Annotated in this window: 16 protein-coding genes; 8 read left to right on the top strand and 8 right to left on the bottom strand. The window is 60.4% G+C overall.

Annotated elements, in window-relative coordinates:
• Positions 1-11: 11 nt before the first annotated feature.
• Together ACQ86E_RS20720 and mobC are read right to left on the bottom strand one after the other, a co-directional pair.
• Complete coding sequence (locus ACQ86E_RS20720; RefSeq protein ID WP_431201562.1) at positions 12-1283, bottom strand: relaxase/mobilization nuclease domain-containing protein; 1272 nt, start codon at positions 1281-1283, stop codon at positions 12-14.
• Positions 1280-1714, bottom strand: coding sequence for a plasmid mobilization relaxosome protein MobC (mobC, locus tag ACQ86E_RS20715; RefSeq protein WP_431201561.1), 435 nt, complete (start codon positions 1712-1714; stop codon positions 1280-1282). Before mobC ends, ACQ86E_RS20720 begins: the two co-directional genes overlap by 4 nt.
• Positions 1715-2416: 702 nt before the next feature.
• On the opposite strand from mobC, the gene ACQ86E_RS20710 reads away from it, so the two are divergent.
• From ACQ86E_RS20710 to ACQ86E_RS20680, 7 genes are all read left to right on the top strand, one after another.
• Complete coding sequence (locus ACQ86E_RS20710) at positions 2417-3760, top strand: GmrSD restriction endonuclease domain-containing protein (protein ID WP_431201560.1); 1344 nt, start codon at positions 2417-2419, stop codon at positions 3758-3760.
• Positions 3761-3989: 229 nt separating this feature from the next.
• Positions 3990-4766 carry a hypothetical protein gene (locus tag ACQ86E_RS20705; protein ID WP_431201559.1) on the top strand — a complete coding sequence of 259 codons (777 nt, stop codon included), beginning with the start codon at positions 3990-3992 and terminating at the stop codon, positions 4764-4766.
• Between the two features lie 336 nt (positions 4767-5102).
• On the top strand, positions 5103-5237 hold the full coding sequence (locus tag ACQ86E_RS20700; RefSeq protein ID WP_431206521.1) for an HNH endonuclease: 135 nt from the start codon (positions 5103-5105) through the stop codon (positions 5235-5237).
• A 572-nt stretch (positions 5238-5809) separates the two neighbouring features.
• The gene (locus ACQ86E_RS20695; protein ID WP_431201558.1) at positions 5810-6163 is read left to right on the top strand and encodes a hypothetical protein; all 354 of its coding nucleotides are present in this window, start codon (positions 5810-5812) and stop codon (positions 6161-6163) included.
• Between the two features lie 348 nt (positions 6164-6511).
• Positions 6512-6640, top strand: coding sequence for a hypothetical protein (locus tag ACQ86E_RS20690; protein ID WP_007600646.1), 129 nt, complete (start codon positions 6512-6514; stop codon positions 6638-6640).
• Positions 6641-6795: 155 nt separating this feature from the next.
• The gene (locus ACQ86E_RS20685) at positions 6796-7575 is read left to right on the top strand and encodes a helix-turn-helix domain-containing protein (RefSeq protein WP_431201557.1); all 780 of its coding nucleotides are present in this window, start codon (positions 6796-6798) and stop codon (positions 7573-7575) included.
• Positions 7559-8224, top strand: coding sequence for a nucleotidyl transferase AbiEii/AbiGii toxin family protein (locus ACQ86E_RS20680; RefSeq protein WP_431201556.1), 666 nt, complete (start codon positions 7559-7561; stop codon positions 8222-8224). Before ACQ86E_RS20685 ends, ACQ86E_RS20680 begins: the two co-directional genes overlap by 17 nt.
• Before the next feature lie 32 nt (positions 8225-8256).
• Here ACQ86E_RS20680 and ACQ86E_RS20675 read toward each other — a convergent pair whose 3' ends face one another.
• Positions 8257-9054, bottom strand: a complete 798-nt coding sequence (locus ACQ86E_RS20675) for an adenylate/guanylate cyclase domain-containing protein (RefSeq protein WP_431201555.1) — start codon at positions 9052-9054, stop codon at positions 8257-8259.
• A 139-nt stretch (positions 9055-9193) separates the two neighbouring features.
• Here ACQ86E_RS20675 and ACQ86E_RS20670 point away from each other — a divergent pair, with 139 nt between their 5' ends.
• On the top strand, positions 9194-9697 hold the full coding sequence (locus ACQ86E_RS20670) for a hypothetical protein (RefSeq protein WP_431201554.1): 504 nt from the start codon (positions 9194-9196) through the stop codon (positions 9695-9697).
• Positions 9698-9720: 23 nt separating this feature from the next.
• Here the strand turns inward: ACQ86E_RS20670 and ACQ86E_RS20665 are convergent, their stop codons facing one another.
• From ACQ86E_RS20665 to ACQ86E_RS20645, 5 genes are all read right to left on the bottom strand, one after another.
• A complete protein-coding gene (locus ACQ86E_RS20665) occupies positions 9721-9993 on the bottom strand; it encodes a hypothetical protein (protein ID WP_431206520.1) in 273 nt (90 codons plus the stop codon).
• 146 nt (positions 9994-10139) lie between these two features.
• Positions 10140-10433: a pentapeptide MXKDX repeat protein gene (locus tag ACQ86E_RS20660; protein ID WP_431201553.1), complete on the bottom strand. Its 294-nt coding sequence runs from the start codon at positions 10431-10433 to the stop codon at positions 10140-10142.
• A gap of 477 nt (positions 10434-10910) precedes the next feature.
• Complete coding sequence (locus tag ACQ86E_RS20655) at positions 10911-11645, bottom strand: outer membrane protein (RefSeq protein WP_431201552.1); 735 nt, start codon at positions 11643-11645, stop codon at positions 10911-10913.
• A gap of 234 nt (positions 11646-11879) precedes the next feature.
• The gene (locus tag ACQ86E_RS20650) at positions 11880-13100 is read right to left on the bottom strand and encodes an adenylate/guanylate cyclase domain-containing protein (RefSeq protein WP_431201551.1); all 1221 of its coding nucleotides are present in this window, start codon (positions 13098-13100) and stop codon (positions 11880-11882) included.
• Between the two features lie 76 nt (positions 13101-13176).
• Complete coding sequence (locus tag ACQ86E_RS20645; protein ID WP_431201550.1) at positions 13177-13761, bottom strand: HutD/Ves family protein; 585 nt, start codon at positions 13759-13761, stop codon at positions 13177-13179.
• Positions 13762-13848: the final 87 nt, after the last annotated feature.

Raw genomic sequence — 13848 nt, 5'->3', positions numbered from 1 at the left:
CACCGTCCTCCCTACATCCCGAGCTGCAATTCTTGATCGGCTTCGCGTTCGCGATTTCTACCGTTCTGCGTCCGTGTCACGTCGAGGAGGACCGCCACTTGCCTGGCGAGGGTCGCGCGGTGGGCCTTCTGCTGGGTTCGCAACAAGTCGATCCGCTCCTGATACGGCGCGCGCTCTTTAGCTTGCGCGTCGTGCAGTTGGTCGGTTTCCCGGCGGTCGCGGACGAACGACGCGTAGGCCTCAGCTTCGTTCTGCTTACGCAACTTGAAGAGACGGCCACTCAGCACATCGAGGACGATCCCGAGCCCGCGCCGGAATTTGCCAGCACGCTCTTTGGCTTCGGTGACTTGGCGTTGCTTTTGTCGCGAAGCGAGCTGCGCGCGCTCGGCGCGCTGCTTCATGACTACCTTGCGCAGATCATTCTTCGCGGCGTCGAGCTGTGCCTTTTGTTCGTTCTTGTCGGCTTCCAGCTGCTTGCGCAGCCCCGCCGACAATTGCTTGCCAATACTCGCTTGCGCCTCCGCCACAGATGGCAATTGCCCGCCGTCGCCCAACCGCTCCTTTAGCTCTTTGGTTTTGATCCCGGACCAGCGGGAAACGGCATAGACTTGACCGCTCATATCCGTTGCGACGATGCCGCGCCGGTCACCTCTGGCGAGGTAATACCCGCGCTCTTCCAGCGCTTGCCTGAAGCTCGCCAGGTTGTCCGACCGGTCCCAGGCGTCCCGGAAAACCTGCTTGATCTCTCGCGGATCCAGACCAAGGCGCTTGGCCTGTTGCCACTCGGCCAGCGTGAAATTGAGCGGGTTCTTCCAGCCGTTCTCGCGGTGACCCTCCGGCAACTTCCATTCGTGTTCGAGATAGAGCTCCTTCGAAAGGGCGCTCAGCTTGTTCTTGTAGTGCGGGAGGTTGATCGCCTTCATCTGGTCGGCATCAATGCGCGACCAGACTACATGCGCGTGGCGACGGCCTTCCTTTTCATGGATGACGATCGCGCGAGGCTGCTCCTGGAGACCGAGTGCCGCTTCCGCCCGGTCTGCGGCGTCGATAAATGCTGAGAGCGGCACGTCCGCCTCTTTGGGCGGATTGAGGCTGAGCGAGAAGATCGGCTGGCGGCAGCGGGTTCCTTTCGCGACGGCGATGGCCTCCGCCATGGCTCCGTACAGATCACCGGAGACAAACCCGCGTACGTCGAAGACCGTGATGTGGTCATTGTCCTTCTGGTTCAGCAAATGGGCGGCGAGCTGCCTCGGCCCGCCCCGTTGGGAGCCTTTGAGGATCATGGCTCACCTCGCGCGGCTGGATTGAAATAATCCACTACGGGCAGCGTGGTCCGCACCTGATCCAGCACCCGGATCCCCAGTGCCTTCAGGAGCAACATCCTCATCTCTGAAACGTGCACGCAAGCCTGTTGCAGCTCGGACTCGACCTCTTTCGTGACCGGAAGACTGCCTTGATTGGACGCCTTGGCCAGCTGATTGAGGTTGTTCGTAATACGGGACTGTCCAAGTAGCCCGAGCAGGCGCCCCAGAGGTTCCGCATCCTTGATCGGATATTGCCTGCTTTCATCTCGTGGGGCCGCGTCTCCTTCGAGGAGACGAGCCCGGATGTATATCCCCAACGGGGTGCCGCCTGCGTCGGCTTGCAGACGGTCCTTTTCTTGCTGAGTCAGTCTAAGGGAAAAGGGCTTCGCCTTCTCAGTCTTGTGGTTCATTGCCTGCTCCTACAGGCGTCTGCCAGCCTTTCCCGGCCCGTTTCCGCGAGGCTCACGGGGTAAATACAGGATTACGCTGGGGTTTGACGCCAAATGCGCAGAACAGCAGGGCAAGATGGTTGGGCTCCGGGCCCACCAGCCTTCGCTCGCTTCGCGAGCTTCGACTCGGCAAGCCGGAGCCACAAATGCGAAGCGAAACGGGTGAAGGCTGTCGCGCCGAAGCCCGTAGGGCGTAGGCGGACTGGTCACAGGCTACGCGTGGCGCGGCCACGGGGAGACCGAAGGGGGAAGCGGGTGCCCGGCGAAGCCGAGAGGCGGGCGAAGGCTGCAGCACCTGAGCCCAGGGGGCAAAGGCGGGCTCGCATTTGACAAGCTACCCGACGACTAGTCCTGACCCACAAGCCCAGGAAAGAGGCCTGCACCACACGTCGGTTTGCCTCGGAAGAGCGAACCGTCATAGTTGAGTGCACTGTCCACCCCAATTTGAAAAGTACAAGGAACGCCGTTGCATTTGTGGGAGCATGTCGAAGATTTGCTGCCGGCGCCCTTAGCAACCGCGTACTCAAGGAACCGCTGACACGAACACCTCTTTCGGCGCGAACTATCTTTTTGGTTGCAGAATGATACGATCGCACGGAGGGAACAGCATGACGATCGAGCTTACATGGCTCTAGTCGATGTCCAAAGATCGCGGCGGGAAAAATGCAGGATTTCGAAGATCTTCACTTGGACGATAGCAGTGACTTGGACCAGGAGGCAATCGGCGTCCAGCCCGACAAACGCACGATCCACGCCAAGCCTGGCGATGTTGAAGTCGACTCTCTCTATAATAAGCAAAAGCGCGGAAAGCTGCTCGTTCAACCTGATTTTCAGAGAGATTTTGTATGGGATGTAAAGCGGGCAAGCAGGCTCATTGAATCTGCATTGCTACAGATTCCGATTCCCACAATTTATATCTCGGAGGAGCCTGATGGACGAGAGTATGTCATCGACGGACAACAGCGACTGACCGCATTTTTCTCGTTTCTCGACGGAAACTTCCCTGACGGCAGTAAATTCACGTTGACAGGCCTGAAGGTTTATCCAGAGCTCAACGGTAAGGCATACGATGCACTCGACGAGAAGCTTCAGGACGCAATCCGCTACTACCTTCTACGAACGGTTACTTTCAAAAAGGGGTCAGACGAGAACTTAAAGTTCGAGATTTTTGAGCGCCTTAATACGGGCTCAGTACCTCTGAATGACCAGGAGTTGCGTAACTGCATCTATCGCGGCCGCTTCAATAGCTTGACTCAGGAGATGTCCGAAGATCCAGATTTCGTTTATTTGCTCGATATCGCAAAGCCAGACAGCCGCATGCGAGATATCGAATTGGTTCTTCGTTTTTGCGCGTTCTACCACGCGACGTATCTAAACTATAAGCCTCCCATGAAGTCATTTCTGAATAAGGAGGCGGAAACGTTTCGAGATATATCAGCGTCGGACGAACGAGAGTTGCGCGCAGCCTTCAAGAACTCATGCCAAATCAATCGCTCACTCTTTGGAAAGCATGCGTTCAAACGATACTATCGGGGCAACGAAAAGTCGCCAAATGGCTATTGGGAAACGAAGAAGTTCAATGCCTCACTCTACGATGTACTTATGTACACATTCGCCAAAGAGGACAAGAACAAGGTCTTCCAAAACCTCGATTCGATCAGGGAGGCGCTAATCTCACTGATGACGACGAACGAGCACTTTATCGGTGCGATCGAGTTGTCGACAAGTTCCGTCAAAGCAATAACAACGCGCTTCGATATTTGGCGCATTGCGTTACAGGCGATCCTAGGAATACAGCAGAAAGAGCCGAGATGTTTTTCTAGCCAACTCAAGGAGGCGCTTTTTACGAGTGATCCTACCTGCGCCATTTGTAACAATCGGATTCAGCAAGTAGACGATGCCGCCGTTGATCACATCGAGCAGTATTGGACCGGAGGCAAAACCATCCCTCAGAATGCACGTCTTACACACCGTTACTGCAATTGGGCGCGACCACGTAAAGAGTGATCAGCGCTTTTCAGACAGTCGTTCGCACATGTCGCGAGGACCCTTCGGCTTGCGCCAGTGAAGGTGTCGGCCTTCATCTACCCCGGATTACCCGGACCCAAGGCCGCTCTCATTTGAGCTAACTGGCCGCCGACATATAGGATCAACTTCCCAAAAATCCACCTCCTGGGCGCTCGGCCTGCCTTTCGAATCCGGCTTGCCTGCGCTACTTTTGGTTGGGGGCCCATAAATGCAGTTGCATGAATTCATTAAAGCGGACGAACTCGAGGCGCTGCCGGATGATGACGCCCACGAGGCGTTCGCTCAATTCGTCCGTATTGCTCAGACAAGGCTGAGCGAAAGAATCGAAGCCCTCTCCAAACACGACGATCAGCAATCCTGGCAGCAAATAAACGACGCGCGTCACGGCTTCATGAACATCGTAGTGGCCGCGGCCAAAAAATTCGAGATCGAGCCGATCGCTTCTCTTATGATGCCTCGCAATCAAGAGTACGACGATCAGACCTTTCGTCAGTTTCAATCGGACCTCGATTTTTTCGTAACCCAACTCGTCCTAGAGAATAGCGCGAGAGCGAAACGCGACTCAGTCTCTGTCTCTTCGGATCTCAAAGCGAAGATCCGCACCTACTTGCATCATCTGCGCGATGCGATCGAAAAGTCCGATCTCGACGAGGATAAGCGAGGCAAATTACTTGATCAATTAGACGCCTTTGAAGCCGAACTGGAAAAGCGCCGACTCCCTTTGATGACGGTGACGCTGATGGTTATCGCTTTGGCGAGCGCGCCGGGCGGACTCTGGTCGACCGGCGAGGCTGCTCAAAGGCTGGTTGCCAGCATCTTCAAAGTGGTCGGCGAAGCCAAGAATGCTGACGACGAGGCCCGCAAGCGGCTCATTCCCGTCGAACCGCCCAAGGCAATTGCACCACCACGAGCGCCGGAAGGGGAGAGAAAGCCAATTCCGAGACGCCGCGCTTCGAACGACTTGGATGATGACATACCATTTTGACCAAGGCTTAATCAGACCGGTGGGCGCAAAATGGCGCAGCGAACCTGCAGATACTGTCGGCGAACGTATCAGCTGAACAAAGACAATTTCGGGCATAACCCGCAGGGTGGTTTTCGATGGAAGTGTCGCGCTTGCGTGCGTCAGGCCGTCAGGGAGTACAACAAGGTCCACAGTGGCCGCGCTTACGAGCGGACCCAACTCCGCAACGACACGAGATTAACCCAGGCTGATAGAGCTCGCTACGGTGCCCAGCTTGCGCGAAGAGATGGCGGCTATATCTGCTTCTATTGCAAAGAAGAGCTCGGTGCCGACTTCCACATTGATCACAAAATTCCAATCGCGAAGGGCGGGCAACACGCTCTGGCGAACTTCGCTCTGGCGTGCATGCCTTGCAACCAAGAAAAGCATGCGAAGGATATCAATGAGTATCGCGTTTGGCGTCAGGACCGAGGGCTATCAATTTTGTTTTAGCGCCAATCGAAAGAGGAAACATGGAGATCGACGCTAAGAGAAAGCTAGCAGCATTCGTTGCGGAAAAGCGCGGGGGATTACGGCCTTACTAATTAAGTGCACTGGACTGCCCCCCTTCAGGGGTGCAGTCCAGCACTGTCACCGTAATCTTCGCCTCGACCGCAATGCGAGATTGGAAGTATTGAGTTTGGCGCGACAGACTAGCACTAAGGTCACCTCGACGGCCCGATCGCGCCTGCGGAGAGGACCCATACCGTGGTGATCACCGTAGGATCGGACCGCCACGTGATCGATGTGACGCAAGGCGTGCCGGGGGCGTGACGGGGTCAAGCTCAACCGGTATCGCGCCGTCGCGCCGCTCCGCGCATATTGATGACGGTGCACTTCATTCACGGGCTCGGACACCACCCCGCGAATAGCGCAACCAACCGGGCAAACTTTGCCTGCACCGCGAGGGGACATCGGCACTTTTTTCACGCCCGTCAGGACAGCTCGAACCGGAAACACCGGGAAATCATGGGAAACGCTTTGGCATGCGCGTTGCTTATCGGGGATCGTCTTGAGGACCGAACATGCAAGTCGGAAGCGGAACATCAATCCTCGGCTACCAGGCCACCAAGGCCGCCTCATCCACCAGCGGCACGAAGACGCCGGCGGTGAACGATGGCGGGATCGCGCAAGCGCACGAGGACAGCGCATCGACGAAGAGCAGCGTCGAGGCGGACTTCCTGAAGTACGCCAAGATGACTCCTTTCGACCGTATGCGGGCCGGCATCTTGAAGAGCATGAATCTCACCGAGGACGATCTCGCCAAAATGTCTCCGGACCAGCGAAAAGCCGTCGAGGAGAAGATCAGAGATGCCATTGAAAAGCAGCTCGAAAAGCAGGGCCAGAAAGCCGGCAGTCTCGTCGATCTATCGGCGTAACGACCGGATCCTGCTCGCGGCATTGCCCGGCTTCCCCGGTGCTCGCCGCTGACGATTGGAAAATCGGCGAACATCGGCATGCGGGCTGCCAATCCAGGATGTCTCCCCTCAAGCCAGCTTCCAGCGGCGCCGGCACGACCTCTGCGGAAAAATCCACAGCTTGACCTTCCTTAGATCGTCGTGCACCCCGGGTGCCCCGAGTCAAATGGCGCGCGCCCCATTGACTCCGTACAGGCAGACTGCGGAAGGTTGCGGGCGCGATGCCCCCATTCGATTGGGGAAGGCGCCGGTCCGCCGGCGTTTCGGCATTGTGCGCCTACGACCGCCCTCTGGCGCCAGGAGACCATCATGACCAGTGAAAAAGGCCCGAACATCAAGAAGAAGCAGAAATGCAAGAACTGCGAAGGCAAGGGCCTGCTGAAGAAGGGCGACAAGGTGGTGAAGTGCCAGCGCTGCAAGGGCACGGGGGTGCGGTGATGTCGCGGTGATGGCCTCCGCAAGACCAAGGCTAGACCATCCCGCCTGCACAATCACATGGGTGAGACGCATCTTCACTACGCCCTTCCATCGTTTCAGTTATTGCAGTTAGATAGGTTAGCCTCTATCTTCGGACCCTCAGAAGGGCCTGCGCCATGACCACCCACTTGCCGCAATTCGTCGAACTCTCGGACCGGGACCGCAAGGCGGCCAAGGACCTCGCCAAGCCAGGCAAGGGCGATCATGTCGAGGTCCGGATCCGCCGCAAGTCGGGTGAAGATCAGGTCGTCAGATTGCCGCCCAAAGCTGCGGCGCTAATCGAAACGGCGCTCTGCCGTCTTCTCCAGGGAGAGCGCGTCGCTGTTCTCGCAGAGGATCAGGAACTCAGTCCGAACGACGCGGCAGACATTCTCGGCATCTCCCGACCGCTGGTCGTGCAGCGGATGGACTCTCGCGACCTGCCATTCCGGTATGTCGGCAAGCATCGCCGCACGAAGCTCAGGGATGTATTGGCGCTGAAGTCGCAGATGGACGCCCGGCAAGCCGCGATGGAGGCACTCGTGGAGAGCGCCGAAAACCCGAAGCGGCGCGATGGCGCAGGCCAGGCTAAGACATCGAAGAGCGTTGGAGGCGGTTCCAACCGCGGCGCTGCGCGGAAGAACGTCGATCAAATCGTTCTTGGCACAACCAATGCTCCCTACCGCCGGACGATCAGCTCGACTGATCTTGTGGCTCGCCTCACATCGCAAGATTGGCAGAACTGGATCGCGCATGTCGTCACATTCTTCACGGAAGTACGACCTGAACTCGTCTTGCAGTTCGCCCGGCGTCACGCCATTTCCTCGCGAGATCTGACCGCCGCTTATCGATCGATGAAGTCGGCCACCGGCGAAACCAACCCTGCATTGGAGCGCGCGCTTGAGCGGCTGGCTTAGCTTACTTGGCCGAACGCTCGATGGGCTCTCGAGCCTGGAGCAACTGGGCCAGCCGGTGCCTGACTGGGTACTGGGCGGTGGCACCGCCCTGATGCTCTACGCCAACCATCGATTTAGCCGGGACATCGATGCGTTCATCGACGATCCCCAATATCTCGGCTTCTTGTCGCCGGAGACAACGGACGTATGGAACTGCGAAGATTGGGACAAGGCGGCCCATTACCTCAAACTCAGATATCCCGAGGGCGAGATTGATTTCATCGTCAGCGGCACAATCTCGGATCTCGATCCTGTCGAGAAGGAGATCGACCTGACCTCAGTTCGGGCGGGGTGGACGCCGGCGATCATGGTGGAGCCTCCAGCAGAGATCGCCCTCAAGAAGATGTACCATCGAGCGACGATGCTGAAGCCTCGCGACATCTTCGACATCGCAGTCATCATGAAGGTCGCGGGTGGCTCTCTCATCGCAAACCTGGGCAAGATCGCTTCCAGGAAGGACGACCTCGTTCGCCGCCTCGCCAGCATTCGTGTCGAATACCTCAAAGCCGATCTTACCGAACTGGACATCCAGCCTGGATGGGAGCGCGAGAAGGAAACTTGTCTCGAAACCGTTCGCTCGCTCGTGGCGCAAATTCCAGCGGCCGGTTAGGTGCGTGATACCGGGGACGAACCGAAATCCCCTCAACCCTCCACCCGATACAGCCGCCACCGCTCCGGCACGCCCTTGAGCTGATGCATGCCGTGATCCCGCAGGCTGATCGCAGGTTGCGCCTTCAGGAGATCCTTCACCGCGCTCGACACCAGCACTTCGCCGGCGCGCGCCTTGGCGGCGATGCGGGTGCCGATGTGGAAGGCGAGGCCGACCATCTCGCCGCCGCTCATCGTGTATTCGCCGGCATGCAGGCCCACCCTGATCTCGAGGCCGAGCGTGCGCATGGCCTTCTGGATCGCGGTGGCGCAGTTGATGCCGGCTGCCGGCGCCTTGAATGTCGCCAGCACGCCATCGCCGGTCGTGACGACCTCCTTGCCGCGCGCGGTCTTCAGCTCCTTGCGGACGGCGGCGTAATAATGGCCGATGATCCTGGTCCAGCGCGCATCGCCGAGCTTGGCCGCCTTCGCGGTGGAGCCGACGATGTCGACGATCAAAATGGTGGCGAGCGCCTGTTTGGGCTCGGGGCTGCGCCCGGCCGAGGGGCGGCGGTTCGCGATGGGGCCGGCCAGCGGCTCATAGCGATGATTGCGCCGCCGCGCGATCGCGGCCCTGGTGTAGTTCTGGGCGCGCTGCGCGGTGCCGCAACGAATGGTCTTTTCCTGCGGCAGGCGCGACCAGTTGACCTTGCGGCCGTCGCCGGCGCCATGGACCTCGACGGCGCCCCACTTCAGATGAACCACCGGGCCGACGCGCCTGATACACCACGCCTTCGACGTGTATCCGGAGACGTTCGACCAATGGATTCCGATACGGAGAAATTTCGGCATGAACGCGCGGCCAGTCGACGCAACCTTCGAAGCAACCTTCAAAGTAACCTTGGGGCTACCCAGCGTCGAGCGTAGTGATACACTCCGGCATTGGCAATACGTCCTCCGTCATGACAAGTTCATTTGAAAACCGTGCCATATGCAAAACCCATTTCGCAATTTTTGTGAAGCCGCCCTGTTGTCCGCCACGCTCGCCATCATCGCCTCGCCCGACATGGCGCGTGCGCAATCGGGCAGCGCCGGCGGCAGCATCGGCAATGACGAGAAGTCGCTGTCGGGTTCGCGCGAGAGCCCTCGCGCCGCCGAGCCTTCGAAGCCCGCGCGACGCAGCAGGCCCGCGGACGATGCGCCGAGCCGCGCGCCGCAACGGAGCGGCGGAGGCGGCAATTACGACGGCGCCTGGGTTCTGACCAGCGTCGGCCAGACCTGCGACGGCTCCACCGACACGGTGGTCATCACCAGCGGCACGATGGTGGGGAAATACGGCACAGGGCAGGTCCGTCCGAATGGCGCCGTGTCCGGAACCGGAGCCGCCGGCAGCCTGAGCTGGACCATGTCCGGCCGCCTCGCGGGCCGCAGCGGCTCCGGCACATTCCGGCGATCCGACGGGTGCATCGGAAGCTGGACCGGCGCGAAGCAGTGAGATGACGAGCTCGGGGCCGCCGATCACAGCATGGTCGTGAGCTCATAGATCAGGACGCCCGCCCCGAGACAGCGCCGCCATGGATTGACGCCGCGAAAGATCTCGTCGAGCGCCCACACGACGAGGCCGCCTCTGAACACGATGTCCAGAGCGGTGGCGACGGTCCCAGGCGAAGGCCAGACCCAGCGCAGGGCACCGGCCACGATGACGACCCAGAGCACGAGATTGGGCGCCTGGGCGATGGTGATCTCGCCGGTCGTGCGGCTTCGAAAGAACCATTGCAGAAATGGGGACATCATCGCCGTGGCTTCTCCAGCGCTTCAGAATACCGCACTCGCGTCAGCGCCGGGCCATTCAATCGCGGCATGAGCGAGACGCGAAGCGGGAAAGCAAAAGGGCCCCGCAACCTGCGGAGCCCTGGATCTGCGTCGGGTCGACCGACTTACTTCATGTTGCCGGCCTTGGTGCCGCCCTGGTCGCTGCCGGGGCCGGAACCGCCCTGGCCGGATGCGTCGGGCTTCATCATGCCGCCCTTGGCCATTCCGTCCTTGCTCATCCCGTCATTGCTCATGCCGGTGGTGCCCTTGTTCATGGAGCCCTTCGTCATGGAGCCCTTCTCGCTGTTGTGCATGCCGGGCTTCTGCATGTTGTCGGCCTGCGGCGCGGGACCGGTCTGGGCGAAAGCAGAGCCGGACATCAGAGCGAGGGCGGCGGAGGCGATGATGATCTTCTTCATGGGAAACTCCTGGTTCATTTGTGCGGGGACAACGTCGCGCAAAGTTGCCTCGTTCCAAAAAGCGCCGAGGAACCGGCAAAACAATCTCCTCGGGAACATGAAACTCCGGATGCATCCGTACGTACGAGAGCTCGGCTCACATGACAGGAATTTAAGATGGCTTTCTGAAATCCCGGCACGCGCTGAAACGTATCTTGGATGTCGGTGAGCGAGCTCTCCTCAGCGCGAAGCCGACCGGCGGTCCCACCGGACCATCATGGTCGCGCCCACGATGGGGCCGCCGTCCATGCACGTTAGGAACCGGCGCATCGGCCAGCCATTGGTCATTGCCGGGTCCCACAACACCGGCACTCTGGCGGCTCCGGCTCCGAGCCACCCCTGCGGAGTCCGGGGCCGCCTCAATGCGCGATCCGCACGAAAAAAGCCCGGCCTCGCGAGGAGACCGGGCTCGAGTTGACTGGAAACGGGTCGCAGGCGTCAGTCGAATTTGTACATGATCGCCGCACGGACCGTATGCGTATCGAGCGTGAACTGTTCCGTGTTGAAGGTGGCCGGGCTCGAGCGGCCGGTCGCCGTTCCGAAATTGTCGTAGAGATATTCACCGCGCACGATCCAGTTCGGCGTGACCTTGAAGTCGATGCCGCCGCCGACCGTGAAGCCGACGCGCGTCGCGCTGTTGCTGTAGCCGGGATAGATCGCGCCGTTGAAAGTCTGAGGCACGATGAAGTTGAGGTTGTCGCGAACGCCGGCAATCGCAGCACCACCCGCAATGAACGGCAGCCAGTTGCCGAACGAGTAGCCGAGACGCGCACGCGCATGCGCCGTCCAGTCGATCCTGTTGTTGATCGACGAAACATTATTGGCGATCCCGTTGTAGGGCGTCCCGATCGTCTTCGAACCGGTCACGTCCGCCCAGTTGCCGTCGAACTCCACGCCGATGACCGTGTTGCGGACCTGGATGTTGGCGCCGACCAGGCCGCCCGCCGTCCAGCCCGAATTGTCGTAGGAGCCCGGCCGAAGAGGATTGGTTTCGTCGGAAGACCACTCGTTCGTACCCCACATGCCGCCGGCCGATACGCCGAGATAGACGCCGGTCCAGTCCGTGATCGGAGCGGCCACGGGAGCCTTGGTGTAGTGCGCCGCGAGGTCGGCCGCGGATGCGGCGGAGGTCAGAGCGGTGGTTGCAGCGAATGCGATCAGGAGTTTTTTCATGTCTCGATATCCCAGCGGTTCGATTCAAATGATGATCGATTCATAGTCGCTGCTCATCGCTCATGCTGTAGTTCGAAGGACACATCAGGATTTGGCAAGCATGCGACCGGCGTCACCCGAATGCATGACGCGCCGCGAAGCGGCACATCATGCATTCGAATGTCGCAAGCAGCGACTCGATGTCGTCAGAGGCTTTGTCAGGCGAAGCGCCGTCACATCGCGCGGAAACAGCCGTTACGGCTGATATGCGAACAGCTCGATCGGTTCGCTGAAGCCGCGCACGTCGTGTTTGCCGACATGCTCCAGCTCGAACTCGCGCTCGACGAGTTCGGCGAACTCGCGCGACAGCAACACCGGCCGCCCCAATTTCTTGGTGAGCGTCTCGAGACGCGAGGCCATGTTGACGGCGGGGCCGATCACGGTGAAATCGAGCCGGGAGCGTGACCCGATATTGCCGTACATGACGTCGCCGACATGGACGCCGATGCCGTAGTTGAGCGGCGCGCGGCCGGTCCCGCTGTTTCGCTCGTTCAGGGCCGTCATGGCCTGGCGGGCTTCGGTCACGGCGCGCAGCAGATTGGCGCAGGCATGGGGGTCGTGAAGCGGGAAGATCGCGAGCAGGCCGTCGCCGATGAACTTCAGGATCTCGCCGCCGTGCTTTGCGATCGGCTCCGACATCGCGTCGAAATAATCGTTGAGCAGATCGATGACGTCGTCGCGCGGCCAGTTGTCGGAGATCCTGGTGAAGTCGCGCAGGTCGCAGATCATGATCGCGGCGCGCACGGTCGTACCGGTGCCGCGCCGTGTGGCGCCCGCCAGGATCAGCTCGCTGGCATGGGAGCCGACATAGGTCTCCAGCAGCGTCCGCGCCAGGCGATTCTTGATGCGGATTTCGCTGACCAGCGCCAGCGCCGGCAGCACGCGCTTCAGCGCCGCGATGTGCGAATCCTCGAAACCGCCGGGGCGGTCGGTTGCGAAGGTGATGAGATGCTGCTTGCCGAGGGTGTGGTAGAGCGGCCAGGCGACGTAGTCGGTCAGGCCCTTCGCCCGCATCTCGTCATAGAGCGCGTGCTTGCGGCCGAGCGCGACGTCGCGCTCCAGATTCTCGCGTAATTCGGTTGCGCCGTTCTGGATCTCGTTGGCGGGACTGCCGATGTATTCGGAGCGGCCCCGCACGTCGAAATCGACCAGGGCGATCTCCGCCTCCCGCATGCCGTCGGACCACATGAAGCGCGCCCCCAGCCATTGCGGGTGCTGGATCAGCACGTGAAACGTCGACCGCTGCAGCGGAATGCCGGCCTGCTGCAGCCGGATGCACATCTCGGCGAAGATGTTGTCGATGAAGCGCTCGTCGCGCGTGCCGTTGGTCAGCCAGTCGACGACGCCGTCGGACAGCGTGGAGGCATTGTTGATTGGCGGCGCGTTCATGTCCTGGCCTTCGACGGCGGTCTGCATGGCAGCAGATATCGTGCCCCGGCGGCGCGGCGTCAACCTGACCAATTGCCCGGATTGTACGCAGCGACTTGTCGCGTCAACCGACCAGCCGGATGGATCCCAGCACGACCAGGCCCGAAACGAGCATGAGCTTCGATTCCGCGGTCAGTTCGACCTTCAGCGTGTTTTCGTGCGAAATCGCAAAATCCTCGGCCCCGAGGCGGATGCGGCAATCGCCGCGCGCCGCGTAGACGAGATGCGTGCCGGCGGCGAGAGACCGCTCGCCGGGCTGCTCCATCGCCGCAAGCTCGATCTCCGCCGCACCGCGCCGGGCCATCAGATTGACGACCTCGACCGGGCCGGCCTCGAGCACGGTGACGATTTCCATCTCGCCGTTGAAGCGCACGGCCCTAAACGGTTCACGCTCGTCGAACTCCTGCGTCGGCGATTTCAGCACCAATCCGCGCCCACCGACGACCATCTGCAGGCGATCGATGCCCGGCATGTGGGAGAACGGGCCCGGCGCCACGATCGGCGTCGAGGCAAAACGCCACAGCAGGCTGTTCCAGTCCTTCACCGGCGCGTCGGCCCGCCAGGCGCCCGCGATATCGGTGAAGATGCCGCCGCCGTTCTTCCAGGGCGAGCGGGTGTAGTCTTCGGATGTCAGCAGCGTGGTCTTCATGTCTTCGAACCGTCCGGCAAACGCACGAGTGTCGCGATCGTCGGCGCATCATGCGTGTGATCGGGGACCTTGCCAACCGATCCAGCG

The sequence above is a fragment of the Bradyrhizobium betae genome (assembly GCF_050632175.1).
Taxonomy (GTDB): domain Bacteria; phylum Pseudomonadota; class Alphaproteobacteria; order Rhizobiales; family Xanthobacteraceae; genus Bradyrhizobium; species Bradyrhizobium betae_B.
This window is presented reverse-complemented; position numbering and strand designations above follow the sequence as displayed.